The sequence below is a fragment of the Brevundimonas sp. T2-11 genome (assembly GCF_055397675.1).
The window spans coordinates 1,635,922-1,657,354 of sequence record NZ_AP027920.1 but is presented as its reverse complement, the minus strand read 5'-3'; the positions used below and the strand labels follow the sequence as shown (position 1 = coordinate 1,657,354).

Genomic DNA, 21,433 nt, shown 5'->3' with positions numbered 1-21,433 from the left:
TGCGGTTCTGCTTCAGGGAAGGTGTTGTTTCGCAGGAGTTTGCGATGAGACCGGATGTCGAGGCCATGAAGGCCGACATCGAGCAGAGCGTCGCTCTGCTCAGGAGGCGACTTTGACTGGGATGTCGCTCTAAGAAAGCTCGATGAGCTGAACGCCCGGGTCGAGGATCCGACCCTCTGGGACAACCCGGAGCAGGCTCAGGCCGTCAGCCGTGACCGTTCTCGTCTGGAAGCCCAGGTCAACGGCGTCCGCGAGCTTGAACGCGGTCTGGAAGACGGTGTCATGCTGGCCGAAATGGCTGACGAGGAGGGCGACGAAGCCACCCTCGAGGAAGCCCGCGAGCAGCTGCGCGGCGTCAAGGATCGCGCCGCCCGCGCCGAACTGGAAGCCCTGCTTTCCGGCGAAGCTGACGGCAATGACGCCTATCTGGAAGTGAACTCCGGCGCCGGCGGCACCGAGTCCAACGACTGGGCCGGCATGTTGCTGCGCATGTATACGCGCTGGGCCAAGGCGCATGGTTACGAGACCACGATCGAGGCCCTTGAAGAGGGTGAACAGGCGGGCGTGAAGTCGGCCACGGTCCTGATCACCGGCCCCAACGCCTATGGCTGGTTGAAGTCGGAATCGGGCGTGCATCGTCTGGTCCGCATCAGTCCCTATGACGCGGCGGCCAAGCGCCACACCAGCTTCGCCTCTATCGGGGTGTCGCCGGTCGTGGACGACACGATCGAGATCGACATCAACCCGTCCGATGTGCGGACCGACACCTATCGTGCTTCTGGCGCCGGCGGCCAGCACATCAACAAGACGGACTCGGCGGTGCGCTTGACGCACATTCCGACCAACACCGTCGTGTCCTGCCAGACCGGCCGTTCACAGCATCAGAACCGCGATCAGGCGTGGAAGATGCTGCGCGCGCGCCTGTATGAACTGGAACTGCAGAAGCGCGAGGCGGCGGCTCAGGCCCTGGCCGACGCCAAGACCGACATCGGCTGGGGACATCAGATCCGATCCTACGTCCTGCAGCCCTATCAGATGGTCAAGGACCTGCGGACCGAGGTCGAGACCTCGGACACGCAGGGGGTTCTGGACGGTGATCTGGACCCGTTCATGGGCGCGGCCCTGGCGGCCCGGGTCGGCGAGACCCGCGACGCCAAGCACTAAAAAAGGGCGGCCCGCAGGGGCCGCCCTTTTCATTTGCGCAAGACCTCGATCAGGCGGCGGGCTTGGCCTCGGCCTTGTCCGCCTTGTTTGCGACGGCGGGCTTTTCCGCCGGGGCGTCGAGCATGTTGGCGCCGGGCGTGTCGCGCTTGGCCTGGGTGCAGCGGCCCTGGAACCAGGCGCCCTGCTCGATGGACAGTTGCTCCTGGGTGATATCGCCCTCGATACGGGCGGTGGCGAACAGCTTGACCTGCTTGGCGACGATGGCGCCCGAGACGCGGCCGCGGACATCCAGAACGTCAGCGTGGACGGTGCCCTCGACCGATCCGCCTTCACCGATGACGACGCGCACGACACGGATATCGCCTTTCAGCGATCCATCGACCTGCAGTTCGCCGGCGCCCGAGATATTGCCCTCGTATTTCACCCCGGCCGACAGGGTCGACAGGCTGGACGACCGGGAAGCGGCGGGGCGCGACGGCTCCGGCGCGCGTGGCGCAGGGCTGGGTGCAGCCGAAGGCGTGGCGGCAGGCGTCGGTTCCGGCGCGGGCGGGATGCCGAGGCCGCTGGACGGGCCGTTGTCGAAGGGTTTGCTCTTGTTGAACATGGTGCTCTCCGCATCTCGCCAGCAAGGCCGGCCTAATCCTACTGTTGCCCCTTGGGCGGCAGTTAGGGGCAGGTCGGCGACGGAGGCAAGCTTGGCCTCAGAGCATTAGCGGATCAAAGTGACCTGGCCGCTTCCAGCACCTGTTCGGCGTGGCCCTTGACCTTGACGCCGCGCCAGACGCGGCGAACCACGCCGGCGCCGTCGATCAGGAAGGTGGCGCGTTCGACGCCCATGTATTCGCGGCCGTAGAGCTTCTTCATGATCCACGTGCCGTAGGCCTCGCAGACCACGCCGTCTTCGTCAGAACCCAGAACCACTTTGAGGTCATGCTTGGCCTTGAAGCGATCGAGCTTCTTCACTGCGTCGCGCGAGACGCCGATGACGACGGTGTTCGCCGCCGCGAACGGCTCGGCCAGGGCCGAGAAGTCCAGGCCCTCGGTCGTGCAGCCGGGGGTGTCGGCCTTGGGGTAGAAGTAGAGGACGACCGACTGGCCCTTCAGGCTGTCCAGCGTGACGCGGCCGTCGCCGTCGGTGGGCAGGTCGAACGCGGGGGCGGCTTGGCCTTCGGTAATGTCGGTCATCCTCGTTTCCTTCCTCAGACCGGCTTGACCAGCACGATCTTCTTCTTGCCGGCCGCCAGCTTGAGCACGCCGTCGGTGCTGACGTCGGCGTCTTCGATCAGGCGGGCGCCGTCGGCGATGGCTTCGTCGTTCAGACGCAGACCGCCGCCCTGGGCCAGACGACGGGCCTCGCCGTTGGACGTGGTCAGGCCGGCCTTGGTCACAACGGCGGCGATCATGGCGCCGATCACTTCGTCGCGCGGAAGTTCTACGGTCGGCAGATCGGCCGACAACTGGCCCTTCTCGAAGGCGGCCTCGGCGGCGGCGCGAGCGGCCTGAGCGGCCTCCGAACCGTGCAGCATTGAGGTCGCAGCGTCAGCCAGGGCCTTCTTGGCCTCGTTGATGCCGGCGCCTTCCATGGCCTCGTAAAGCGCAATCTGGTCCAGCGGCAGGTCGGTGAACAGGCGCATGAAGCGGCCGACGTCGGCATCCTCGGCGTTGCGCCAGAATTGCCAGTAGTCATAGGGGCTCAGTTGCTCGGCGTTCAGCCAGACCGCGCCTTGCGCCGTCTTGCCCATCTTGCCGCCCGAGGCCGTGGTCAGCAGGGGCGTCGTCAGGCCGAACGACGACTTCTGATCCACGCGACGCACCAGATCGACGCCCGAGGTGATGTTGCCCCACTGGTCAGAGCCGCCCATCTGCAGCGTCACGTTCAGCGAGCGGTTCAGTTCCAGGAAGTCCACCGACTGCATCAGCATGTAGTTGAACTCGAGGAAGGTCATCGGCTGCTCGCGCTCGAGGCGCAGCTTGACCGAGTCGAAGCTCAGCATCCGGTTGACCGTAAAGTGCGTGCCGTAGTCGCGCAGGAACTCGACGTAGCCGAACTTCGACAGCCATTCGTCATTGTCGACCATGACCGCGTCGGACGGGCCGTCGCCGAAGGTCAGGAACTTCTCGAACACGGTCTTGATCGAGGCGATGTTGGCCTGGATCGTTTCGTCGGTCAGTTGCGGGCGCGAGGCGTCCTTGCCGGTCGGGTCGCCGACCTTGGTCGTGCCGCCGCCCATCAGGACGACGGGCTTGTGCCCGGCCTGCTGCAGGCGGCGAAGCATCATGATCTGGATCAGGCTGCCGACGTGCAGGCTGGGCGCCGTGGCGTCGAAGCCGATGTAGGCCGTCACGATTCCGTTCGAGGCGGCTTCGTCCAACTCCACCGGGTGGGTCACCTGATGGATATAGCCGCGCGATTGCAGGGTCTTGAGGAAGTCGGACTTGAAGGCTTGGTCGGTCATGGACGGCTCCGTAGCAGGGATGCCGGCGGCCGTCTTCCTTGTCGGGAAGTCGTACCGCCAGCGAAGGCGGCACGAGATCGCGGCCGCTCGCTAGCTCAGCGAACGGTAATACAGGCCGGAAATGGCGCGGGCGGCGATCATGGGCGCTAGCTACGGCGTGCGGGACGTGGCAGTCAACCCGCCATGACGACCTCCTCCTCGATCAAGACCCTTCGCGTGCTCGGCTTCATGACCGGCACCTCGCTCGACGCCGTGGACATGGCGGTGATCGAAACCGACGGCGAGAACATCATCAGCTTCGGCCCGGCCGGCGAGATGAAGCTGGACGCCGAGATCCGCGCTATCGTCGAGGACGCCATCGAGGACGCCCTGGACTGGGAGCGCGACGAGGAAGAGCCCGACAGCTTCGAAGACGCCCGCATGGCGGTGGCTGACGCCCACCTGGCGGCGGCGCTCGGCTTCATGGCGGTGAACGGGGTCAAGACCAGTTCGCTGGATCTGGTCGGGGTGCACGGCCAGACGGTTCTGCACGAAGCGCCGACGCCAGAGCAGCTGGGGCGCACGGTACAACTGATCGACGCCCTGAGCGTGGCCGAGGGGCTGGGCGTTCGCACCGCCTATGATTTCCGCAGCGCCGACGTGGCGGCGGGCGGGCAGGGGGCGCCGCTGGCCCCCGTCTATCACGCGGCTCTGGTGAAGAAGGCGGGTCTTGTCGGGCCGGTCGCGGTGCTGAACCTGGGCGGGGTCGGCAACATCACCCTGATCCGCGCGGACGGCGGGCTGGAGGCTTTCGACACCGGCCCGGCCAACGGCATGGTCGACCTGCTGGTTCAGTCGCGCAGCAAGAAGCGTATGGATGAAGGTGGCTGTCTGGCGGCGGCTGGGACGGTCGATCAGGCCGTGCTGGACGCCTATCTGGCCCATCCCTATTTCGCGGCGACGGGGCCGAAGTCGCTGGACCGGTTCGACTTCTCGCTGGACCCGGTGGCGGGTCTGTCCTTGGAGGACGCGGCGGCGACGTTGACGGCCTTCGCCGCTGAGGCGACTGCGTTGGGCGTGGCGCGCTGCTCCGAACGCCCGACCAAGGTCGTGGTCTGCGGCGGCGGACGACATAATCCGGTCCTGCTGGCGGCGATCCGCGAGCGCGCGGGCGTGCCGGTGACGACCGCCGAGGATGAAGGCTGGCGGGGCGACTCGATCGAGGCTGAAGCCTTCGCCTTTCTGGCCGCGCGCTGCCTGCTCGGCCTGCCGATCAGCTTCCCCGGCACGACCGGCGTGGCTGAGCCCATGACCGGCGGTCGCATCGTGGAGCCCGGCGAGCAGTGAGCCTGGGGCAGTCCCGGCGTCTTTGGGGCGTCGCCAGCGGCATGGCGGCGGGCGCCCTGTGGGGGTTGGTCTTCCTGGCGCCCAAGGTCGCGCCCGAGGCCTCGCCGATGATGCTGACGGCGGGGCGCTATCTCGCCTATGGCCTGATCGCGGCTCTGCTGATTGGCCCGCGCTGGCGGCGCGTGACGGCGGCCTTGGACTGGAAGGCGTGGCGGGCGCTGGCCAGGCTGAGCCTGGCCGGAAACATCGTCTATTTCGTCTTCCTGGTGGTCAGCGTTCATTTCGCGGGCGTTGGGGCCTCGGCCCTGATTGTCGGCATGGTGCCGGTCGTGGTGGCCCTGTGGGGGTTGAAGGACAAGGATTCGCCGCCGTTGTCGCGCGTGGCGCCGCCCATCGCGGTTGCGGCTGTGGCGGTCGCCCTTATCGGCTGGGAATCCCTGAGCCAGACAGGCGACGCCGCTCATGATGGGGTCCAGACCCTGATCGGCCTGGCCTGCGCCCTGGCCGCCCTGTTGTCGTGGTCGGCCTTTGCGGTCGGCAACAGCCGCTGGATGGGACGGCTGCCCGAGGTTTCACCCCACGACTGGTCCTTGCTGACCGGGGTGGTGACGGGCGGGTTCGCCTTGCTGCTGGCCGTTCCAGCGGTCCTGACCCTGGGGGTCTGGTCGAGCGAGGCCTGGGTGCGGTTCCTCGGCGTCAGCGTGGGTGTCGCTGTCTTCGCCTCGATCATCGGCAACGCCTTCTGGAACCAGGCCAGCCGCCTGCTGCCCCTGACCATGCTGGGCCAGATGATCGTGTCAGAGACCCTGTTCGCCTTTCTTTACGGTTTCCTGTGGGAAGGGCGCGGGCCGACCGTGATCGAGATCGTGGCCATGATCCTGATGGTGATCAGCGTCGTCTGGTGCGTGCGCGCGCATCGCCCGGCTGCGATTGCGGCGGCGGAGGGCGAACACTAGGTCGCAGCCAAGCCGCTGAACGGCTCCGCCGGTTTTGCGTTGATCTCTAGCGGACCGGGCCCCTCTGGCGATCCCCATTGGAGAGAATGGTCGTGATGTCGGGCCGCGCCGGTCGTCCGTTCGGGCGCTGGCGACGTGAACGGTCCAGAGGCGCGAATGGAGTTCCTGACGGTTGAATGGATGGGCAAGCCTGCCTGGATGTGGACGGGCTTTCTTGTTGTCGTCGTGGCCTTGCTGGCCTTTGACCTGGGCGTCCTGCACCGCAAGGCGCATGAGATCGGGGTGCGCGAAAGCCTGCTGCTGTCGGGTTTCTATATCGCCGTCGCCCTGCTGTTCGGGGTCTGGGTCTGGGTGCGGCTGGGGGCGGACAGCGGGCTAGACTATCTGACCGGCTTCGCCATCGAAAAGAGCCTGGCGATGGACAATGTCTTCGTCATCGCCATGATTTTCAGCGCTTTCGGGATACCGCGCCTGCATCAGCACCGGGTGCTGTTCTGGGGCGTACTGGGCGTCATCGTGCTAAGGGCGGTGATGATCGCGGCGGGGGCGGCTCTGGTCAGTCGTTATGAGTGGGCGCTCTATGTCTTCGCCGCCTTCCTGATCTTCACCGGCGGGCGGATGATCGCGACCAGTCCCAAGGAAGAGGCGGCGGCGGGGCGCGGCCTGATGAACTGGCTGATCCGGCGCGTCCCGGTGACGGACCAGTTGCACGGCGCGCGCTTCTTCGTGCGCGAGGACGAGGCGGGGCGATGGGTCTGGCGCGCGACGCCCCTGTTTCTGGCCCTGGTGACGATCGAGTTCGCTGACGTGATCTTCGCGGTGGATTCCGTGCCGGCGATCTTCGCGATCACTACGGACCCCTACATCGTCTACACGTCCAATATTTTCGCCATTCTTGGCCTGAGAGCGCTGTATTTCGCCCTGGCGGCGGTGATCCACCGCTTCGCCTATCTGAAGCAGGCGCTGGCGATCCTGCTGGTCTTCATCGGAGGGAAGGTCATCGCCGCGCCCCTGATGGGGCTGGAGAAGTTTCCGCCGGCGATCTCGCTCGGCGTGACGGCCGCCATTTTGGCGACAGGTATTCTGTGGTCGATGTGGAAGACCCGGGCCGAAACCCGGGTCGACACATGAGGCCTGATCAGGCCGGCTTTTCTTCCAGGCGCTTGTCCAGATAGGCGCCGACGCGACGTTCGACCGCGCCGATGTGGTCCTGCCAGAAGTGGCTCGCGCCTTCTTCCAGTTCGTAGTCGATGACGATGCCCTTCTGGGTGCGCAGCTTGTTGACCACGCGCTCCACCTCGACCGGCGGCACGACGGTGTCGGCGGTGCCGTGCAGGAACAGGCCCGAGGCCGGGCAGGGGGCCAGGAAGCTGAAGTCGTACATGTTCGACGGGGGCGAAACCGAGATGAAGCCGTCCGTTTCCGGGCGGCGCATCAGAAGCTGCATGCCGATGTAGGCGCCGAACTGATAGCCGGCGACCCAGGTCTGGGTCGCGGCGGGGTTGTTGGCCTGCAGCCAGTCCAGGGCCGTCGCCGCATCGGCCAGTTCGCCGATGCCGCTGTCGAACTCGCCCTGCGACTTGCCGACGCCGCGCGAGTTGTAGCGCAGGGTGGCGAAGCCGCGCTGGACGAACAACTGGTGCAGGGTCACCGCCACCGGGTTGTTCATGTGCCCGCCCGCCTTGGGGTGCGGGTGCAGGATCAGGGCGATCGGCGCATTGGGGCGCTTGCCGGGCGAATAGCGGCCTTCGATGCGGCCCGAGGCGCCGGGAAGAATGACTTCAGGCATGGATCAGCGGAATCCTGTCTTCAACTGTCGTTTCGCGGGCGGACAATACTTGACCAACGCAGTAGGACTTTCTAAGTCCGCTCGGCGTGGCGCACTTGTCTGCGAGGGCGCGGGTTCTAACACATGAGCCCCGAAAAGCGTGAAATTTTTGAGGGCATTCCATGCGTCTGTCGACAAAGGGACGATACGCCGTGATGGCGATGGCCGATCTGGCGCGCAATGGCGCGGACCGGGCGGTGTCGCTGGCCGAAATCGCCACGCGTCAGGAAATCTCCCTCAGCTATCTGGAACAACTGTTCGCGCGCCTTCGGAAAAGCGGTCTGGTCAAGAGCGTGCGTGGCCCCGGCGGCGGCTATCGTCTGGCGCGCGAGGCCTGCGAGACCGCCGTGGCCGAGATCGTTCTGGCGGTTGATGAGCCGATCCGCGCCACCCGCTGCGTCGGCGCTGGTTCGCCCAAGGGCTGCATGATCAAGGGCGAGCGCTGCATCACCCATCACCTGTGGGAAGACCTGGGCCAGGAGATTCATCGCTATCTGGCCAGCGTCAGCCTGGAAGATGTGATTCAGAACCGCACGGGTCAGGCGCGCATGGGCGCCGCCCCGGCGGCCGCAGGCATGGAGGCGGCGGCATGAGCGTCTATCTGGATTACAACGCCTCGGGCCTGGTGCGTCCCGAGGTTCAGGAAATCATGGCCAAGGCTTTGGCCGACAACGGTAATCCGTCGGCGGTTCATGCCGCCGGCCGCCGCGCTCGTGCGCGCATTGAGACGGCGCGGGCCCAGGTGGCGGAACTGGTCGGAGCCGATCCGACCGCCGTGGTCTTTTCTTCGGGCGGCACCGAATCCAATGCTCAGGCCATCGTCAGCGCCCTGGCGGCGGGTTGTGAGCGGCTGATCGTCGGCGCGACCGAGCATCCGTGCGTGGCCGAGGCGGCGTCGGCGTCGGGGGCGCCGGTCGAGGTCCTGCCGGTCGATGCGAACGGCGTGGTCGATCTGGTCTGGCTCGCTGAGGCGCTGGCGCGTCCCGACCGGGCCGTGGTCGCCATCCATCATGCGAACAATGAAAGCGGCGTGATCCAGCCCATCGCCGAGGCGGCGGCTCTGGTGCGCGCGGCGGGCGGCTGGCTGCACGTCGACGCTATCCAGTCGGCGGGCAAGGTTCCGGTCGATATGCGTGTGTTGGGCGCGGACAGCCTGACCCTGTCGGCGCACAAGCTGGGCGGGCCGCAGGGTGTGGGCGCCTTGGTGCTTAAGGAAGGCGTCGCCGCCGTGCGGATCCTGCACGGTGCGGGTCAGGAGCGCGGCTTGCGCGCCGGAACCGAGAACGTGCCGGGCATTACCGGGTTTGGAGCAGCGGCGGATTGCGCCGCTCGTGATCTGGACGCGGCCATGGCGCACGTCGTCTGGCGCGATGCGGCCGAGGCTCGGGTCAAGGCGGCCGGGGCGACGATCATCGGCGGTGCGGTCGAACGCCTGCCCAACACCCTGTTCATGGCTGTCGAGGGCTGGGACAGCCCGCAGCAATTGATCACCCTGGATCTGGTCGGGGTCATGGTCTCGGCCGGCTCGGCCTGTTCGTCGGGCAAGGTCAAGCCGTCCAAGGCGATCAGCGCCATGGGGCTGGATCATCTGGCGACCGGGGGCGTGCGCGTCTCTGGCGGCTGGGGAACGACCGAGGCGGACTGGGATCGGTTCGCAGAAGTCTGGGTCACGGCCTGGAACAAGCATCAGGCGCGCCTGTCCGAGCGCGTGAAGGAAGTCGCGTAAGTTATGGCTGCTGTTAAGGAAACCGTCGAAGCTGTCGCCGCGCTGGAGAAGTACGCGCACGGCTTCACCTCGGATATCGAGCAGGAGTTCGCGCCCAAGGGCTTGAGCGCTGACATCGTCCGCTTCATTTCCGAGAAGAAGGGCGAGCCGGAGTGGATGCTGGAGTGGCGTCTGGCTGCTTATGAGCGCTGGCTGGCGATGGAAGAGCCGACCTGGGCGGCGGTGAAGTACGAGCCCGTCGACTATCAGGACCTCTACTACTACGCCGCGCCGAAGCAGAAGGAGGGACCGAAGTCGCTGGACGAGGTCGATCCCGAGATTCTGGAGGTCTACAAGAAGCTGGGCATCCCGCTGAAGGAGCAGGAGGTTCTGGCCGGGGTTCAGGGCGCGCCCAAGGTGGCCGTGGACGCCGTGTTCGACAGCGTCTCGGTCGTGACCACCTTCAAGGAGGAACTGGCCAAGGTTGGTGTGATTTTCATGCCGATTTCTGAGGCCTTGCGAGAATACCCTGATCTTGTGCGTCAATATCTCGGCTCGGTCGTGCCGGTGTCCGACAACTATTTCGCGGCGCTGAACAGCGCGGTCTTTTCCGACGGGTCGTTCGTCTACATCCCGCCGGGCGTGCGCTGCCCGATGGAGCTGTCGACCTACTTCCGCATCAACGCCAGCCAGACCGGCCAGTTCGAGCGGACCCTGATCATCGCCGACAAGGGGGCTTACGTCTCCTATCTGGAAGGCTGCACCGCGCCGATGCGCGACGAGAACCAGTTGCACGCGGCGGTCGTGGAGATCGTGGCGCTGGACGACGCCGAGGTGAAGTACTCGACGGTTCAGAACTGGTACCCCGGCGACGCCGAGGGCAAGGGCGGCATCTACAACTTCGTCACCAAGCGCGCGGACTGCCGCGGCGACCGCTCGAAGGTGTCGTGGACCCAGGTCGAGACCGGCTCGGCCGTCACCTGGAAATACCCGTCCTGCATCCTGAAGGGCGAGGAAAGCTCGGGCGAGTTCTATTCCATCGCCATCACCAACGGGCATCAGCAGGCCGACACCGGCACCAAGATGATCCATCTGGGCAAGAACTCGAAGTCGCGGATCATCGCCAAGGCCGTGTCGGCGGGCAAGTCGGACTCGACCTATCGCGGCCTAGTGTCGGTGCATCCCAAGGCGACGGGCGTGCGCAACTTCACCCAGTGCGACAGCCTGCTGATCGGCAAGGAATGCGGCTCGCACACCATTCCCTACATTGAGGCCCGCAACGGCTCGGCCCAGCTGGAACACGAGGCGACGACGACCCGCCTGTCGGAAGACCAGCTTTTCTACGCCCAGCAACGCGGCCTGTCCGAGGAAGAGGCGGTGGCCCTGCTGGTCAACGGCTTTGTCCGCGACGTCCTGCAGGAACTGCCGATGGAGTTCGCCGTCGAGGCGCAGAAGCTGGTGGCGATCAGCCTGGAAGGGAGCGTGGGGTGAAGTTTTTGCTCTCGACTTCCAGCCTTGCAGCCGTCGCCACATTCATGTTGGCAGGGTGCGTGGCTGACCGGCCTGCGCCTCTCGTACCCGAAGCTGGCGCAGAGGGGACTGACTGGGTGTTGGCCAAGTTGGACGGCGAGCCGGTTGTTCTACCGGAATGGGGGCCGGGTCGGCGGGGGAAGATTTTGGCCCGGCAGTCCGGGTCTGTTGTTCAGTTTCTAGCTGGCTGCGGGTTTAGCGTTTCGACGCACCAAAAGCCGGTTGTGCTCCGGGGCGCTTCGCCCGTGTCACGTCGATGCACTTCTGCTGATCTTGCTATCCTCGAGAGGCTCGAGCTTCTCGTTTCCAGTGGGGCAGAGGTGCATGCGACCGCTGACGAGCTGACCATCTCCAATACGTCCGGTTCCCGCGCCATTTTCGAGCGCGAACCGCAACTACCCACTCTGGATTGACCATGCTTTCCATTTCCAACCTCCACGTCTCGGTCGCCGACAAGCCGATCCTCAAGGGCCTGACGCTCGAAGTGCCGGCGGGCGAAGTCCATGCCGTCATGGGGCCGAACGGGGCCGGCAAGTCGACGCTGGGCTACAGCCTGTCGGGCCGACCCGGCTATGAAGTCACCGACGGTTCCGCCTCGTGGAACGGTCAGGATCTGCTGGACCTGGACCCGGCCGAGCGCGCGGCGGCGGGCGTCTTCCTGTCCTTCCAGTATCCGATGGAGATCCCCGGCGTGCCGGCCATGACCTTCATCCGCACGGCTCTGAACGCCCAGAAGCGCGCGCGCGGCGAGGAGGAGGTCTCGGCCCCCGCCTTCCTGAAGCAGGTCAAGGCGGCGTCGCAGGCGCTGAAGATGGACTTCGACATGCTGAAGCGGCCGCTGAACGTCGGCTTCTCCGGCGGCGAGAAGAAGCGGATGGAGATCCTGCAGATGGCCCTGCTGGAGCCGTCGCTGCTGATCCTCGACGAGACGGACTCCGGCCTCGACATCGACGCCCTGCGCATCGTGTCGGAAGGGGTGAACGCCCTGCGTCGCGCCGATCGGTCCATGCTGGTCATCACCCACTATCAGCGCCTGCTGGACTACATCAAACCGGACAAGGTGCATGTGCTGGCCGCCGGCCGCATCGTCGCCTCGGGCGGCCCTGAACTGGCACTGGAGCTGGAGGCGGAAGGGTACGACAAGTTCCTGCCGACCGCGGCATGAGCGCGGCGCCGCAAATCGACCTGACCAATGCTGAGACCTTCCCGTCGCGGCGCACGGAAGCATGGAAATACAGCGACCTGAAGCGCTGGCTTCGCGAAGCGCCTGAGCCGTCGGGCACGGCGCTGGTCGGCGCGCCGGGGCCGTTTTACGACCTGGGCGGCGAGGCGATCGTCTTCGCCAACGGGCGTCCGGTCGGGGTGACGGATTTCATCGCCTCGGGCGCGCAGACCCTGCGTCTGCGCTTCCTGTCGGACGCGGTCGGCACCGGCCACACGGCCTCGGCCCGCATCGTTGCTCGTCCTGGTGCGCGGCTGCTTTTGCTGGAGACGCATCAGGGCCAGGGTTCGGCCTATGTCGCCCACAACAAGGTCGAGATCGACGTCGCCCGCGACGCCGAGGTCACGCGCATCGTTCTGATCGAGGAGCCCGAGGACGCCATTTCGGTGACCAACGCCGAGGTGCGGCTGGAAGCCGGCGGTCGCTATCGCCAGACGGTCGTCACGACCGGCGCCAAGCTGCAGCGCATCGAGACACAGTTGAGCCATGGGGCCGAGGGCGCCGACGCGCGTCTGGACGGCCTTTATCTGCTGAAGGGCTCGCGCCACGCGGACCTGACAAGCGTGGTCGATCATCTGGCCGCCGACGGCACGACCAGCCAACTGACCAAGGGCGTCGTCCACGACACGGCGCGCGGCGTCTTCCAAGGCAAGATCATCGTTGAGCGTGGGGCTGACAGCACCGACGCCCGCATGGCTCACAACGCCCTGATCGCATCAGAACGCGGCGAGATCGACGCCAAGCCGGAACTGATCATCTATGCCGACGACGTGCAGTGCGCCCACGGCAATACGGTCGGCACGCTGGACGAGAGCGCGCTGTTCTACATGCAGCAGCGCGGCATTCCGGCCAACGAGGCCCGCGCCCTGTTGGTTCAGGCCTTCCTGTTCGAGGTCATCGACCGCATCGAGGACGAGGCGGCCAGGGAGGTTGTGCGCGCATGGCTGACGGCCAGACTCTGAAAGACCTGCCTGTGACCAATTTCGATCCCTACGCCGCGCGGGCGCAGTTCCCGATCCTGTCGCGACAGGTGAACGGCAAGCCTCTGGTCTATCTGGACAACGCCGCCTCGGCGCAGAAGCCACGCGCGGTGATCGACGCCCTGGTCGCGTCGATGGAGGGCAGCTACGCCAATGTTCACAGGGGTCTGCACACTCTGTCGAACGAGGCCACCGAGGCGTTCGAGGCGGCGCGCGAGATCGTCGCCCGCTTCCTGAACGCACCCTCGGGCGAGAACATCGTCTGGACCAAGGGCGGGACCGAGGCGATCAATCTGGTCGCCAACGGCGTCGGTCTGAGCATCGAGCCGGGCGACGAGATCATCGTCACAGAGATGGAGCACCACTCCAATATCGTGCCCTGGCACCTGCTTCGCGAGCGCAGGGGCGCGGTGCTGAAATGGGCGCCGATCAGGGACGACGGTTCGCTGGACATGGAAGCCTTCGCCGCCCTGTTGGGGCCGAGGACCAGGGTGGTCGCCGTCACCCACATGTCGAACGTGTTGGGCACCATCAACCCGATCGCCGAGATCACCCGCCTGGCCCATGCAGCGGGCGCGCGGGTGCTGGTCGACGGCTGCCAGGGCGCGGTTCACGCCACGCCGGACGTCCAGGCGGTCGGCTGCGACTGGTACGTCATCACCGGCCACAAGCTGTACGGCCCGACCGGCGTCGGCGCCCTGTACGGCACGACCGAGGCTCTGGAGAGCCTGCCGCCCTATCAGGGCGGGGGCGAGATGATCGAGACGGTCGAGAAGGACCGCATCACCTACGCCAAACCGCCGCATCGGTTCGAGGCCGGCACGCCGCCGATCCTTGAGGCCATTGGTCTGGGCGCGGCGCTGGAATGGCTGGGGGGCTTCGACCGTCAGGCCGTGGCCGCGCATGAGATGGCGCTCTATGACCACGCCCGTTCGCGGCTGGCCGACGCGGGTTGGCTGCGGGTGCTGGGCGAGGCGGAAGGGAAGGGCGCCTTGCTGACCTTCGCCGTCGAGGGGGCGCACGCTCATGACGTGGCCCAGATCATGGACCGTTACGGCGTCGCCGTGCGGGCCGGGCTGCACTGCGCCGAACCCCTGGCGAAAAGACTGGGCGTGACCTCGAGCACGCGCGCCTCCTTCGCCCTATATAACACCATGGAGGATACAGACGCCTTCGTGGATGCGCTGATCAAGGCGCGGAACTTCTTCGTGTGACGAGTATGGACGACACCAGGACTGAAACCGCCATCAGCGACAGCGACGCCTTCGCCGCCAGCTGGGACGAGCCGCAGAAGAGCGCCCTGTCTCAGGCTGAGCTGGACAGGCTGACCGACGACCTGATCGAGGCGCTGAAGACGGTGTACGACCCGGAAATTCCGGTCGACATCTATGAGCTGGGCCTGATCTACAAGGTCGATGTGTCCGACGACCGCGACGTTCTGGTCGAGATGACATTGACGGCGCCGGGTTGCCCCGTGGCGGGCGAGATGCCTGGCTGGGTCGAGGCGGCGGTCATGAAGGTCGAGGGGGTGAAGTCGGCGCGGGCCAACCTGGTGTTCGACCCGCCGTGGGACTCCTCCAAGATGAGCGACGAGGCCAAGCTGGCCCTGAACATGTTCTGAGGACGCATCCATGACCGAGCTTCAGGCCGCCGCCCGCCCGCGCCGCCCCCGACCCAAGGCTGTGACCCTGACTGACGCCGCCGCCGCGCGCGTGCGCGAGATCATGGAAAACGCCGAAAAGGACTATGTGGGTCTGCGCGTCGGCGTGAAGAACGGCGGCTGCGCCGGGCAGGAATACACCTTTGCCTATGCCGAGCAGATCGAGCCGCTGGACGAGGTGGTCGAGGACAAGGACGTCACCATCCTGATCGAGCCCAAGGCCGTCCTGTTCCTGATCGGCTCCGAGATCGACTACGAGACCACCAAGCTGGCGTCCAAGTTCGTCTTCCGCAATCCGAACGAGACCGACGCCTGCGGCTGCGGCGAGAGCGTGACCATCATCCCCGCCGCCGCTCTGGACGCCGACTGACATGATCCGATTGAAAGGCGTGACCCGGCGCTATCGCAGCGCGGCGGGCGAGCGCACGGCGCTGGACGCCATCGACCTGACCATCGGGCGCGGCGAAGTGTTCGGCGTGGTCGGCCGCTCGGGCGCCGGCAAGTCGACCCTGATCCGCGCCATCAACCGCCTGGAGACGCCCGACGCCGGTCGCATCTTCGTCGACGATCAGGAAATCACGGCGCTGAAGCCTGCTGAACTGCGCGCCGCGCGGCGCCGGATCGGCATGATCTTCCAGCATTTCAACCTGCTGAACGCCAAGACCATTGAGGACAATGTCGCCTTTCCCCTGCGGCTGGAGGGACGTCCCGAGGCCGAGGTGAGGGCGCGCACGGCGCAGTTGCTGGAGCAACTGGGTCTGGCGGAACACGCCAAGAAACATCCGGCTCAGCTGTCGGGCGGCCAAAAGCAACGCGTCGGCATCGCCCGCGCCCTGGCCTGCGGTCCCGGCGTCCTGCTGTGCGACGAGGCGACCAGCGCTCTGGATCCGGAGACGACTGAGGACATCCTGACCCTGCTGGACGGGCTGAACCGTGATCTGGGGCTGACCATCGTCCTGATCACGCACCAGATGGAGGTGGTGCGCCGGGTCTGCGACCGGGTGGCGGTGCTGAAGGACGGCAAGATTGTGGAGCAGGGTGCGACGGCCGACGTTTTCTTGCACCCGCAGCACCCCGTGACCCGCGCCATGCTGGCTGAGGGCGAAGAGGCGTTCGACGCCTCGATCGTGCCCACCGGCGTGCGGATGGCCAAGCTGACCTTCCGCGGCGGCTCGACCTATGAGCCTGAACTGAGCCGCGTCGCGCGGACGGTGGGCGTGGATTATTCGATCCTGTCGGGGCGGATCAGTCGTATCCGGGGCGAACCCTACGGCCAGCTGGTCGTGGCCTTCACAGGCGGCGACGCCGAGGCGGCCGTGGCGCAACTGACCGCGCGCGGCGTGACGGTAGAGGCGGCCTGATGTTCGACAACGTAGATTGGGCCGAGATCGGCCGCGCCACCGTCGATACCCTGCTGATGCTGGGCGGGTCGCTGGTGCTGACCGTCATTCTGGGCGTGCCGCTGGGCGTGCTGCTCTATCTGTCGGGCAAGGGGCGGCTGGCGGCCAATCCGGTGCTGAACGCCGTGCTGTCGCTGATCGTCAACGTGCTGCGCTCGGTGCCCTTCATCATCCTGCTGATCGTCATGCTGCCGGTTACGGTGCTGCTGGTCGGCACCTCGCTGGGGGTGGCCGGGGCCATTCCGCCGCTGGTCGTGGGGGCGGCGCCCTTCTATGCGCGACTGGTCGAGACGGCGCTGCGCGAAGTGGACAAGGGCGTAGTCGAGGCGACCCAAGCCATGGGCGGTTCGACCTTCCAGATCGTGACGCGGGCCCTGCTGCCCGAGGCCATGCCGGGCATCATCGCGGGGGCCACGGTCACCGCCATCGCCCTGGTCAGCTACACCGCCATGGCAGGCGTGGTCGGCGCGGGCGGCCTGGGGGATCTGGCCGTACGCTTCGGATATCAGCGCTTCCAGACCGACGTCATGGTCGTGACCGTAGTTCTGCTGCTGATCCTCGTACAAATTCTGCAGATGATCGGCGACCGTCTGGTCGCTAAGGTCTCGCACCGCTGATTTCCTGAGAGCCTCCCATGATCCGCCGTTCGCTGCTGCTGTCCGCCGTCGCTGCCCTGACGCTCGCCGCCTGCGGCCAGGGGGCGGACAAGAAGGCCGGGGCCGAGGGCGCGCCCCTGCTGGTCGGCGCCACCGCCGTTCCGCACGCCGAGATTCTGGAGGTGGTGAAGCCGATCCTGGCCGCTGAGGGCATGCCGATCGAGATCAAGGTCTTCAACGACTATGTTCAGCCGAACGTGCAACTGTCTGAAAAGCGGCTGGACGTGAACTACTTCCAGACCAAGCCCTATCTGGACGAGTTCAACACGGCGCGCGGCGCTGACCTTGTGACCGTGGCCGGCGTCCACGTCGAGCCGCTGGGCGTCTATTCGAAGAAGCACACGACGCTGGCGACGATCCCGAACGGGGCGCAGGTGGTGCTGCCGAACGATGCGTCGAACACCGGGCGCTCGCTGCTGCTGCTGCAAGGCGCGGGCCTGATCACCCTGCGCGATCCGGCCAATCCGCTGCAGACGGTGCGTGACATCGCGACCAACCCCAAGGGGCTGAAGTTCCAGGAAGTCGAGGCCGCCACCATCCCGCGCATCCTGCCCCAGGTCGACGCGGCGGTGATCAACACCAACTATGCGCTGGACGCCGGGTTGAAGCCCAAGACCGACGCTTTGACGCTGGAGGGCGCCGACAGCCCCTATGTGAACTATCTGGTGGCGCGTCCCGACAACCAGAACGACCCGCGCGTTCAGGCCCTGGCGACCGCCCTGCGCAGCCAGGCGGTCAAGGACTTCATCGCCAGGAAGTATGACGGCGCGGTGATCCCCGCCGCCTGACCCGTCAGGCCGGTTCGACGACTACCGCCGTGCCGTAGGCCAGAACCTCGGTCACGCCGGGCATGATCTCGTTGGCGTCATAGCGCATGGCCAGGATGGCGTTGGCGCCCATGTCGCGCGCATGGGCGACCAGTTCGTCATAGGCTTCCTGACGTGCGGCCTCGGCCAGCTTCACATAGGCCCCGACGCGTCCGCCGATCATCGACTGCACGCCGCCGATGGCGTCGGAGACGAGATTGCGCGACCGCACGGTGACGCCGCGCACCATGCCGATGTGACGGACGATACGGTGGCCGGCCAGGTCATTGGTGGTCGTGACGAGCATGATCATGTCTCCGATTCAGAGGCGATCCAGGGTTCGGATGGTAAAGGCGTGGTCGTCCTTTTCGCCCGCCGGATGGGATTCTGACAGGGTCTCGACGAAGGCGGCCTCGTCAAAGGCGGGGAAATGGGCGTCGCCCTCGGGTTCGGCCTCAACCTCGGTGATGTAGAGACGCTGGGCCCGCGGCAGAACGGCTTCGAACAGGGCCGTGCCGCCGATGACGCAGACCTCGTCCCCCCCGTCCTCGACGGCGGTTTCGCGCGCGATGGACAGGGCTTCGCTGAGGTTCGAGCAGACCAGGGCGCCCTTGGCCATGCCTTCGGATTCGTAGGAGCCGTCCTTGGTCAGGACGATATTCAGGCGACCGGGCAGGGGCTTGAGCGGCAAGCTCTCCCAGGTCTTGCGGCCCATGATGCAGGGCTTGCCGACCGTGACGGCCTTGAAGCGTTGCAGGTCCGAGCGCAGCCGCCACGGCAGGTCGCCGTCGCGTCCGATGACGCCATTGCGGGCGCGGGCGACGACGATGGCGATCTTGGGAACAGGCACTGGCGGACTCCGGCGGACGGGGGCGACGCGGCGTCGCCCCCTCGATGCCGACTTAGGCCTCTGGCTCGAGCAGTTTCAAGCGGAAGAAGAGCGCGCCGATCACCGCGCCGATGGCCGGAGCGACAAAGAAGACCCAGACCTGGCTCAGGGCCTGGCCGCCGACCAGCAGCGCCGGGCCGAAGCTGCGAGCCGGGTTGACCGAGACGGCCGTCACCTGAATGCCGACGATGTGGATGACGGCGAGCGTGATGCCGATGGCGACGCCGGCGAAGGCGCCGTGCCCCTTGGCCCCCGTCACGCCCAGGATGGCGATGATGAAGATGGCGGTGGCCACGATCTCGAAGATCAGGGCGGCGTGCAGGCCGTATCCGCCCGGCGATCCGGCGTCGAAGCCGTTCTGGCCCAGACTGGCGAAGCCGGTCTTGGCGATCAGGCCGAGGATGGCGGCGCCGACGATGGCGCCGATGAACTGGGCGACCCAGTAGATCAGCATGTCCCTGGCGCTCATCCGCCCGGCGACGAAGACGCCCAGGCTGACCGCCGGATTGACGTGACAGCCCGACACCGGCCCGATGCCGTAGGCCATGGCGATGATGGCGAAGCCGAAGGCCAGGGCGATTCCCAACTGGCCCACATGATCGAACCCGCCCAGCACGGCGGCGCCGCACCCGAACAGCACCAGCACCATCGTCCCGACCAGTTCGGCCGCGAATTTCCTCAACATGACAACCCTCCCGTTTCATGCGCCCGCATCGACGCGGATCAGGGAGGGTGCGCCGAGTCTCGAGCTCTCGCCAGACGGCGTTACGGGAGTTTACGCTTCGGTTTTTTGTGCATCCGGCTCCAGCCACTTCAGCCATTTGCGCTGCATGGCGGCTTCCAGGTCGATGCCGGCGTGGTCGCAGTAGATGAGCAGCATGCCGAGGACGTCGGCGGCCTCGTCGCCCAGGGCCTGGGCGTCGGGCTTGCCGCGTGCGCGGCCGGAAAGGTTCAGGTGCTCCTTGGTTAGTTCGCCCAGTTCTTCCTGCAGCTTGAGCAGGGCCCAGTCCCGGTCGCGGTCGATGGAATGCTCGCGGGCGTAGATGTCGGAGATGCGGAGGACGTCCGCTTGCAGGTCTTTGAGAGTCATAAGGGGTGGGCCGTAACCCAGTCGTGCATGTTTTGCATCAGGGCAGGAAGGGGCAGGCGGTCGATATCTTTCCGGGAAAAGCCACGCTTCACGAGCAGGTCGTCGTTGTCGGCGATGAAATCGGTAAACTGGTCCCATAGCCGTGTCGGGCCGTCGGCATTGAGGCCAGCTTCCGTGTCCAGCCAGTTACGAACACCCGTAAAGGCTTCGACGGGTTCATTTCCGTGCACGACGATGTCCGAGTTGGACAGGTCCGAGATAGCGGCTTGATACCGGTAGCGGTCGGCTTCGAGGATGAGGCACTTCTTGTTGCGTAGCTGGCCGTCGCCGAACCTTTTGGCGCCGATATCAATGCCCAATTCGAGCGGCATGTTCAGGCGGAACATCTCTCCTGCCTTTTCGGCTTTGATCCGGGACAGATCATGGATGCCGTATTGGGAGTCCCGAATCAGTTCGATGATTTTCTCGATCCGCGCTTCGGCGCTGTCGTGGCGTTCCAGGGCAATGCGTGGACGGAAGCCAAGACGATAAACGCAAAAAACCATTGGCCGCAGTAGTGGCGTATAGGCGTCGTCGAAGGGGCAGTTGATGAAGACGTTGCGTTCGAACGGCAAAATCAGGTCCTCTCACCCTTTGGGAGGGTGGGGGTCTCGTCCGTAGCTGTCGCGCTCGCGAATGGTTCCATCCTTGCGATGGACATAAAACTCGACGCCGTCCTTTTTTGCGGCGTTTCGGCCGAACTTGATAGCGGCGGCCTGGGTGTCGAACACCTTGGTCGCGCGTGAAGCTCCGCTGTTGCGCACGGCCCATTCGCCATTGGGGCGAGGAACGACATGTTTACCGGCGGCCATCACCTGCTCCGCTAGATCGCGACATCCGCTTTAATATGTGGCCACGGTTGATAGTCGTCCAGACGGAAGTCTGACAGTTCATAGGCAAACAGGTCGGATTTCGGCGCGACGGTCAGGGTCGGCAGGGGCAGGGGCGCGCGGGTCAGTTGTAGCTCGGCCTGCTCCAGATGATTCAGATACAGGTGGGCGTCGCCGAAGGTGTGGACGAAGTCGCCGGGCTCCAGCCCGACCACCTGGGCCAGCATGATGGTCAGCAGGGCGTAGGAGGCGATGTTGAACGGCACGCCCAGGAAGACGTCGGCGCTGCGCTGATACAGCTGGCAGCTGAGCTTTCCGTCCGCGACGAAAAACTGGAACAGGCAGTGGCAGGGCGGCAGGGCCATGTCGTCCACGTCGGCCGGGTTCCAGGCGCTGACGATGTGCCGGCGGCTGTTGGGGTTGGTCTTCAGGCCGTGAACCAGCTTCTGGATCTGGTCGATGCTCGCGCCGTTCGGCGCGGCCCAGGAGCGCCACTGCTTGCCGTAGACGGGGCCGAGGTCGCCGTTCTCGTCGGCCCATTCGTCCCAGATGCCGACGCCGTTGTCCTTGAGCCAGCCGATATTGGTGTCTCCACGCAGGAACCACAGGAGCTCGATGAAGATCGAGCGCGTGTGCAGCTTCTTCGTCGTCAGAAGGGGAAAGCCCTTGGACAGGTCGAAGCGCATCTGGCGGCCGAAGACGCCGAGCGTCCCGGTGCCGGTGCGGTCGTCGCGACGCACGCCGTTGTCGAGAATGTCGCGGAGCAGGTTGAGATACTGCCACTCCGGGTGATCGGCCGGGACGGCTCCGCTGCGGGTTTCCAGATCGGCGAGGGCGAGAGCGACGGTCATGGGAAGGGAAGATGGGCCCGAATCAGTTGCGGCGTCACCCTTGGA

General features: G+C 66.0%; 26 protein-coding genes. 15 read left to right on the top strand and 11 right to left on the bottom strand.

From position 1 onward, the window contains the following. Window positions 1–44: 44 nt before the first annotated feature. A protein-coding gene (gene prfB, locus ACZ5XO_RS08275; RefSeq protein WP_464161896.1) for a peptide chain release factor 2 occupies window positions 45–1,164 on the top strand; the annotation gives its coding sequence in 2 pieces (ribosomal slippage) (window positions 45–113 and window positions 115–1,164; 1,119 coding nt in all). 49 nt (window positions 1,165–1,213) lie between these two features. Here the strand turns inward: prfB and ACZ5XO_RS08270 are convergent. The 3 genes from ACZ5XO_RS08270 to tyrS form a co-directional block, all read right to left on the bottom strand. Next, on the bottom strand, window positions 1,214–1,768 hold the full coding sequence (locus tag ACZ5XO_RS08270; RefSeq protein ID WP_464161895.1) for a bactofilin family protein: 555 nt from the start codon (window positions 1,766–1,768) through the stop codon (window positions 1,214–1,216). Between the two features lie 113 nt (window positions 1,769–1,881). Next, the gene (locus ACZ5XO_RS08265) at window positions 1,882–2,349 is read right to left on the bottom strand and encodes a peroxiredoxin (RefSeq protein ID WP_464161894.1); all 468 of its coding nucleotides are present in this window, start codon (window positions 2,347–2,349) and stop codon (window positions 1,882–1,884) included. A 14-nt stretch (window positions 2,350–2,363) separates the two neighbouring features. Beyond that, entirely contained in the window at window positions 2,364–3,620 is a 1,257-nt protein-coding gene (gene tyrS, locus ACZ5XO_RS08260; RefSeq protein ID WP_464161893.1) for a tyrosine--tRNA ligase, read from the bottom strand. A 183-nt stretch (window positions 3,621–3,803) separates the two neighbouring features. On the opposite strand from tyrS, the gene ACZ5XO_RS08255 reads away from it, so the two are divergent. The 3 genes from ACZ5XO_RS08255 (at window position 3,804) to ACZ5XO_RS08245 (ending at window position 7,033) form a co-directional block, all read left to right on the top strand. After that, window positions 3,804–4,946 (top strand): anhydro-N-acetylmuramic acid kinase, encoded by a 1,143-nt coding sequence (locus ACZ5XO_RS08255; protein ID WP_464161892.1) that lies wholly within the window; start codon window positions 3,804–3,806, stop codon window positions 4,944–4,946. Beyond that, on the top strand, window positions 4,943–5,902 hold the full coding sequence (locus ACZ5XO_RS08250) for a DMT family transporter (RefSeq protein ID WP_464161891.1): 960 nt from the start codon (window positions 4,943–4,945) through the stop codon (window positions 5,900–5,902). The genes ACZ5XO_RS08255 and ACZ5XO_RS08250 overlap by 4 nt, the downstream gene beginning before the upstream one ends. A gap of 156 nt (window positions 5,903–6,058) precedes the next feature. Next, window positions 6,059–7,033, top strand: coding sequence for a TerC family protein (locus ACZ5XO_RS08245; protein ID WP_464161890.1), 975 nt, complete (start codon window positions 6,059–6,061; stop codon window positions 7,031–7,033). 7 nt (window positions 7,034–7,040) lie between these two features. Here ACZ5XO_RS08245 and ACZ5XO_RS08240 read toward each other — a convergent pair whose 3' ends face one another. Continuing rightward, on the bottom strand, window positions 7,041–7,691 hold the full coding sequence (locus tag ACZ5XO_RS08240; RefSeq protein WP_105564945.1) for an alpha/beta hydrolase: 651 nt from the start codon (window positions 7,689–7,691) through the stop codon (window positions 7,041–7,043). A 161-nt stretch (window positions 7,692–7,852) separates the two neighbouring features. On the opposite strand from ACZ5XO_RS08240, the gene ACZ5XO_RS08235 reads away from it, so the two are divergent. From ACZ5XO_RS08235 to ACZ5XO_RS08185, 11 genes are all read left to right on the top strand, one after another. Beyond that, window positions 7,853–8,323, top strand: a complete 471-nt coding sequence (locus tag ACZ5XO_RS08235; protein WP_464161889.1) for an Rrf2 family transcriptional regulator — start codon at window positions 7,853–7,855, stop codon at window positions 8,321–8,323. Beyond that, window positions 8,320–9,456 carry a cysteine desulfurase family protein gene (locus ACZ5XO_RS08230; protein ID WP_464161887.1) on the top strand — a complete coding sequence of 379 codons (1,137 nt, stop codon included), beginning with the start codon at window positions 8,320–8,322 and terminating at the stop codon, window positions 9,454–9,456. The genes ACZ5XO_RS08235 and ACZ5XO_RS08230 overlap by 4 nt, the downstream gene beginning before the upstream one ends. A gap of 3 nt (window positions 9,457–9,459) precedes the next feature. Next, complete coding sequence (gene sufB, locus ACZ5XO_RS08225) at window positions 9,460–10,926, top strand: Fe-S cluster assembly protein SufB (RefSeq protein WP_464161886.1); 1,467 nt, start codon at window positions 9,460–9,462, stop codon at window positions 10,924–10,926. A gap of 454 nt (window positions 10,927–11,380) precedes the next feature. Further along, window positions 11,381–12,130: a Fe-S cluster assembly ATPase SufC gene (gene sufC / locus ACZ5XO_RS08220; RefSeq protein ID WP_464161885.1), complete on the top strand. Its 750-nt coding sequence runs from the start codon at window positions 11,381–11,383 to the stop codon at window positions 12,128–12,130. Further along, window positions 12,127–13,149 (top strand): Fe-S cluster assembly protein SufD, encoded by a 1,023-nt coding sequence (sufD, locus tag ACZ5XO_RS08215; RefSeq protein ID WP_464161884.1) that lies wholly within the window; start codon window positions 12,127–12,129, stop codon window positions 13,147–13,149. Before sufC ends, sufD begins: the two co-directional genes overlap by 4 nt. Beyond that, on the top strand, window positions 13,128–14,381 hold the full coding sequence (locus tag ACZ5XO_RS08210; RefSeq protein ID WP_464161883.1) for an aminotransferase class V-fold PLP-dependent enzyme: 1,254 nt from the start codon (window positions 13,128–13,130) through the stop codon (window positions 14,379–14,381). Before sufD ends, ACZ5XO_RS08210 begins: the two co-directional genes overlap by 22 nt. Before the next feature lie 5 nt (window positions 14,382–14,386). Next, on the top strand, window positions 14,387–14,788 hold the full coding sequence (locus ACZ5XO_RS08205) for an SUF system Fe-S cluster assembly protein (protein WP_464161881.1): 402 nt from the start codon (window positions 14,387–14,389) through the stop codon (window positions 14,786–14,788). Window positions 14,789–14,798: 10 nt separating this feature from the next. Next, window positions 14,799–15,197, top strand: coding sequence for a HesB/IscA family protein (locus ACZ5XO_RS08200; RefSeq protein WP_464161880.1), 399 nt, complete (start codon window positions 14,799–14,801; stop codon window positions 15,195–15,197). A gap of 1 nt (window position 15,198) precedes the next feature. Continuing rightward, window positions 15,199–16,188 carry a methionine ABC transporter ATP-binding protein gene (locus tag ACZ5XO_RS08195; RefSeq protein ID WP_464161879.1) on the top strand — a complete coding sequence of 330 codons (990 nt, stop codon included), beginning with the start codon at window positions 15,199–15,201 and terminating at the stop codon, window positions 16,186–16,188. Continuing rightward, window positions 16,188–16,844, top strand: a complete 657-nt coding sequence (locus tag ACZ5XO_RS08190) for a methionine ABC transporter permease (protein ID WP_422674969.1) — start codon at window positions 16,188–16,190, stop codon at window positions 16,842–16,844. The genes ACZ5XO_RS08195 and ACZ5XO_RS08190 overlap by 1 nt, the downstream gene beginning before the upstream one ends. A gap of 17 nt (window positions 16,845–16,861) precedes the next feature. After that, the gene (locus ACZ5XO_RS08185; RefSeq protein ID WP_464161878.1) at window positions 16,862–17,671 is read left to right on the top strand and encodes a MetQ/NlpA family ABC transporter substrate-binding protein; all 810 of its coding nucleotides are present in this window, start codon (window positions 16,862–16,864) and stop codon (window positions 17,669–17,671) included. A 4-nt stretch (window positions 17,672–17,675) separates the two neighbouring features. Here ACZ5XO_RS08185 and ACZ5XO_RS08180 read toward each other — a convergent pair whose 3' ends face one another. From ACZ5XO_RS08180 to ACZ5XO_RS08150, 7 genes are all read right to left on the bottom strand, one after another. Next, window positions 17,676–17,996: a YbjQ family protein gene (locus tag ACZ5XO_RS08180; protein WP_436355509.1), complete on the bottom strand. Its 321-nt coding sequence runs from the start codon at window positions 17,994–17,996 to the stop codon at window positions 17,676–17,678. A gap of 15 nt (window positions 17,997–18,011) precedes the next feature. Next, window positions 18,012–18,539 (bottom strand): dihydrofolate reductase, encoded by a 528-nt coding sequence (locus ACZ5XO_RS08175; protein WP_464161877.1) that lies wholly within the window; start codon window positions 18,537–18,539, stop codon window positions 18,012–18,014. A gap of 52 nt (window positions 18,540–18,591) precedes the next feature. Beyond that, window positions 18,592–19,263: an aquaporin gene (locus ACZ5XO_RS08170; protein WP_464161876.1), complete on the bottom strand. Its 672-nt coding sequence runs from the start codon at window positions 19,261–19,263 to the stop codon at window positions 18,592–18,594. Between the two features lie 90 nt (window positions 19,264–19,353). After that, entirely contained in the window at window positions 19,354–19,668 is a 315-nt protein-coding gene (locus ACZ5XO_RS08165) for a phosphoribosyl-ATP pyrophosphohydrolase (RefSeq protein WP_464161875.1), read from the bottom strand. After that, entirely contained in the window at window positions 19,665–20,282 is a 618-nt protein-coding gene (locus ACZ5XO_RS08160) for a hypothetical protein (protein WP_464161873.1), read from the bottom strand. The genes ACZ5XO_RS08165 and ACZ5XO_RS08160 overlap by 4 nt, the downstream gene beginning before the upstream one ends. Window positions 20,283–20,294: 12 nt before the next feature. Next, complete coding sequence (locus tag ACZ5XO_RS08155) at window positions 20,295–20,519, bottom strand: DUF2188 domain-containing protein (protein WP_464161872.1); 225 nt, start codon at window positions 20,517–20,519, stop codon at window positions 20,295–20,297. A gap of 11 nt (window positions 20,520–20,530) precedes the next feature. Continuing rightward, entirely contained in the window at window positions 20,531–21,388 is an 858-nt protein-coding gene (locus tag ACZ5XO_RS08150; RefSeq protein WP_464161871.1) for a thymidylate synthase, read from the bottom strand. Window positions 21,389–21,433 lie beyond the last annotated feature (45 nt).

Coding starts and splice junctions, on each gene's coding strand:
- ACZ5XO_RS08270 (WP_464161895.1), bottom strand. CDS start 1,768: ATGTTCAACAAGAGCAAACCCTTCGACAACGGCCCGTCCAGCGGCCTC.
- ACZ5XO_RS08265 (WP_464161894.1), bottom strand. CDS start 2,349: ATGACCGACATTACCGAAGGCCAAGCCGCCCCCGCGTTCGACCTGCCC.
- tyrS (WP_464161893.1), bottom strand. CDS start 3,620: ATGACCGACCAAGCCTTCAAGTCCGACTTCCTCAAGACCCTGCAATCG.
- ACZ5XO_RS08255 (WP_464161892.1), top strand. CDS start 3,804: ATGACGACCTCCTCCTCGATCAAGACCCTTCGCGTGCTCGGCTTCATG.
- ACZ5XO_RS08245 (WP_464161890.1), top strand. CDS start 6,059: ATGGAGTTCCTGACGGTTGAATGGATGGGCAAGCCTGCCTGGATGTGG.
- ACZ5XO_RS08240 (WP_105564945.1), bottom strand. CDS start 7,691: ATGCCTGAAGTCATTCTTCCCGGCGCCTCGGGCCGCATCGAAGGCCGC.
- ACZ5XO_RS08235 (WP_464161889.1), top strand. CDS start 7,853: ATGCGTCTGTCGACAAAGGGACGATACGCCGTGATGGCGATGGCCGAT.
- ACZ5XO_RS08230 (WP_464161887.1), top strand. CDS start 8,320: ATGAGCGTCTATCTGGATTACAACGCCTCGGGCCTGGTGCGTCCCGAG.
- sufB (WP_464161886.1), top strand. CDS start 9,460: ATGGCTGCTGTTAAGGAAACCGTCGAAGCTGTCGCCGCGCTGGAGAAG.
- sufC (WP_464161885.1), top strand. CDS start 11,381: ATGCTTTCCATTTCCAACCTCCACGTCTCGGTCGCCGACAAGCCGATC.
- sufD (WP_464161884.1), top strand. CDS start 12,127: ATGAGCGCGGCGCCGCAAATCGACCTGACCAATGCTGAGACCTTCCCG.
- ACZ5XO_RS08210 (WP_464161883.1), top strand. CDS start 13,128: ATGGCTGACGGCCAGACTCTGAAAGACCTGCCTGTGACCAATTTCGAT.
- ACZ5XO_RS08205 (WP_464161881.1), top strand. CDS start 14,387: ATGGACGACACCAGGACTGAAACCGCCATCAGCGACAGCGACGCCTTC.
- ACZ5XO_RS08200 (WP_464161880.1), top strand. CDS start 14,799: ATGACCGAGCTTCAGGCCGCCGCCCGCCCGCGCCGCCCCCGACCCAAG.
- ACZ5XO_RS08195 (WP_464161879.1), top strand. CDS start 15,199: ATGATCCGATTGAAAGGCGTGACCCGGCGCTATCGCAGCGCGGCGGGC.
- ACZ5XO_RS08190 (WP_422674969.1), top strand. CDS start 16,188: ATGTTCGACAACGTAGATTGGGCCGAGATCGGCCGCGCCACCGTCGAT.
- ACZ5XO_RS08185 (WP_464161878.1), top strand. CDS start 16,862: ATGATCCGCCGTTCGCTGCTGCTGTCCGCCGTCGCTGCCCTGACGCTC.
- ACZ5XO_RS08180 (WP_436355509.1), bottom strand. CDS start 17,996: ATGCTCGTCACGACCACCAATGACCTGGCCGGCCACCGTATCGTCCGT.
- ACZ5XO_RS08170 (WP_464161876.1), bottom strand. CDS start 19,263: ATGTTGAGGAAATTCGCGGCCGAACTGGTCGGGACGATGGTGCTGGTG.
- ACZ5XO_RS08165 (WP_464161875.1), bottom strand. CDS start 19,668: ATGACTCTCAAAGACCTGCAAGCGGACGTCCTCCGCATCTCCGACATC.
- ACZ5XO_RS08155 (WP_464161872.1), bottom strand. CDS start 20,519: ATGGCCGCCGGTAAACATGTCGTTCCTCGCCCCAATGGCGAATGGGCC.
- ACZ5XO_RS08150 (WP_464161871.1), bottom strand. CDS start 21,388: ATGACCGTCGCTCTCGCCCTCGCCGATCTGGAAACCCGCAGCGGAGCC.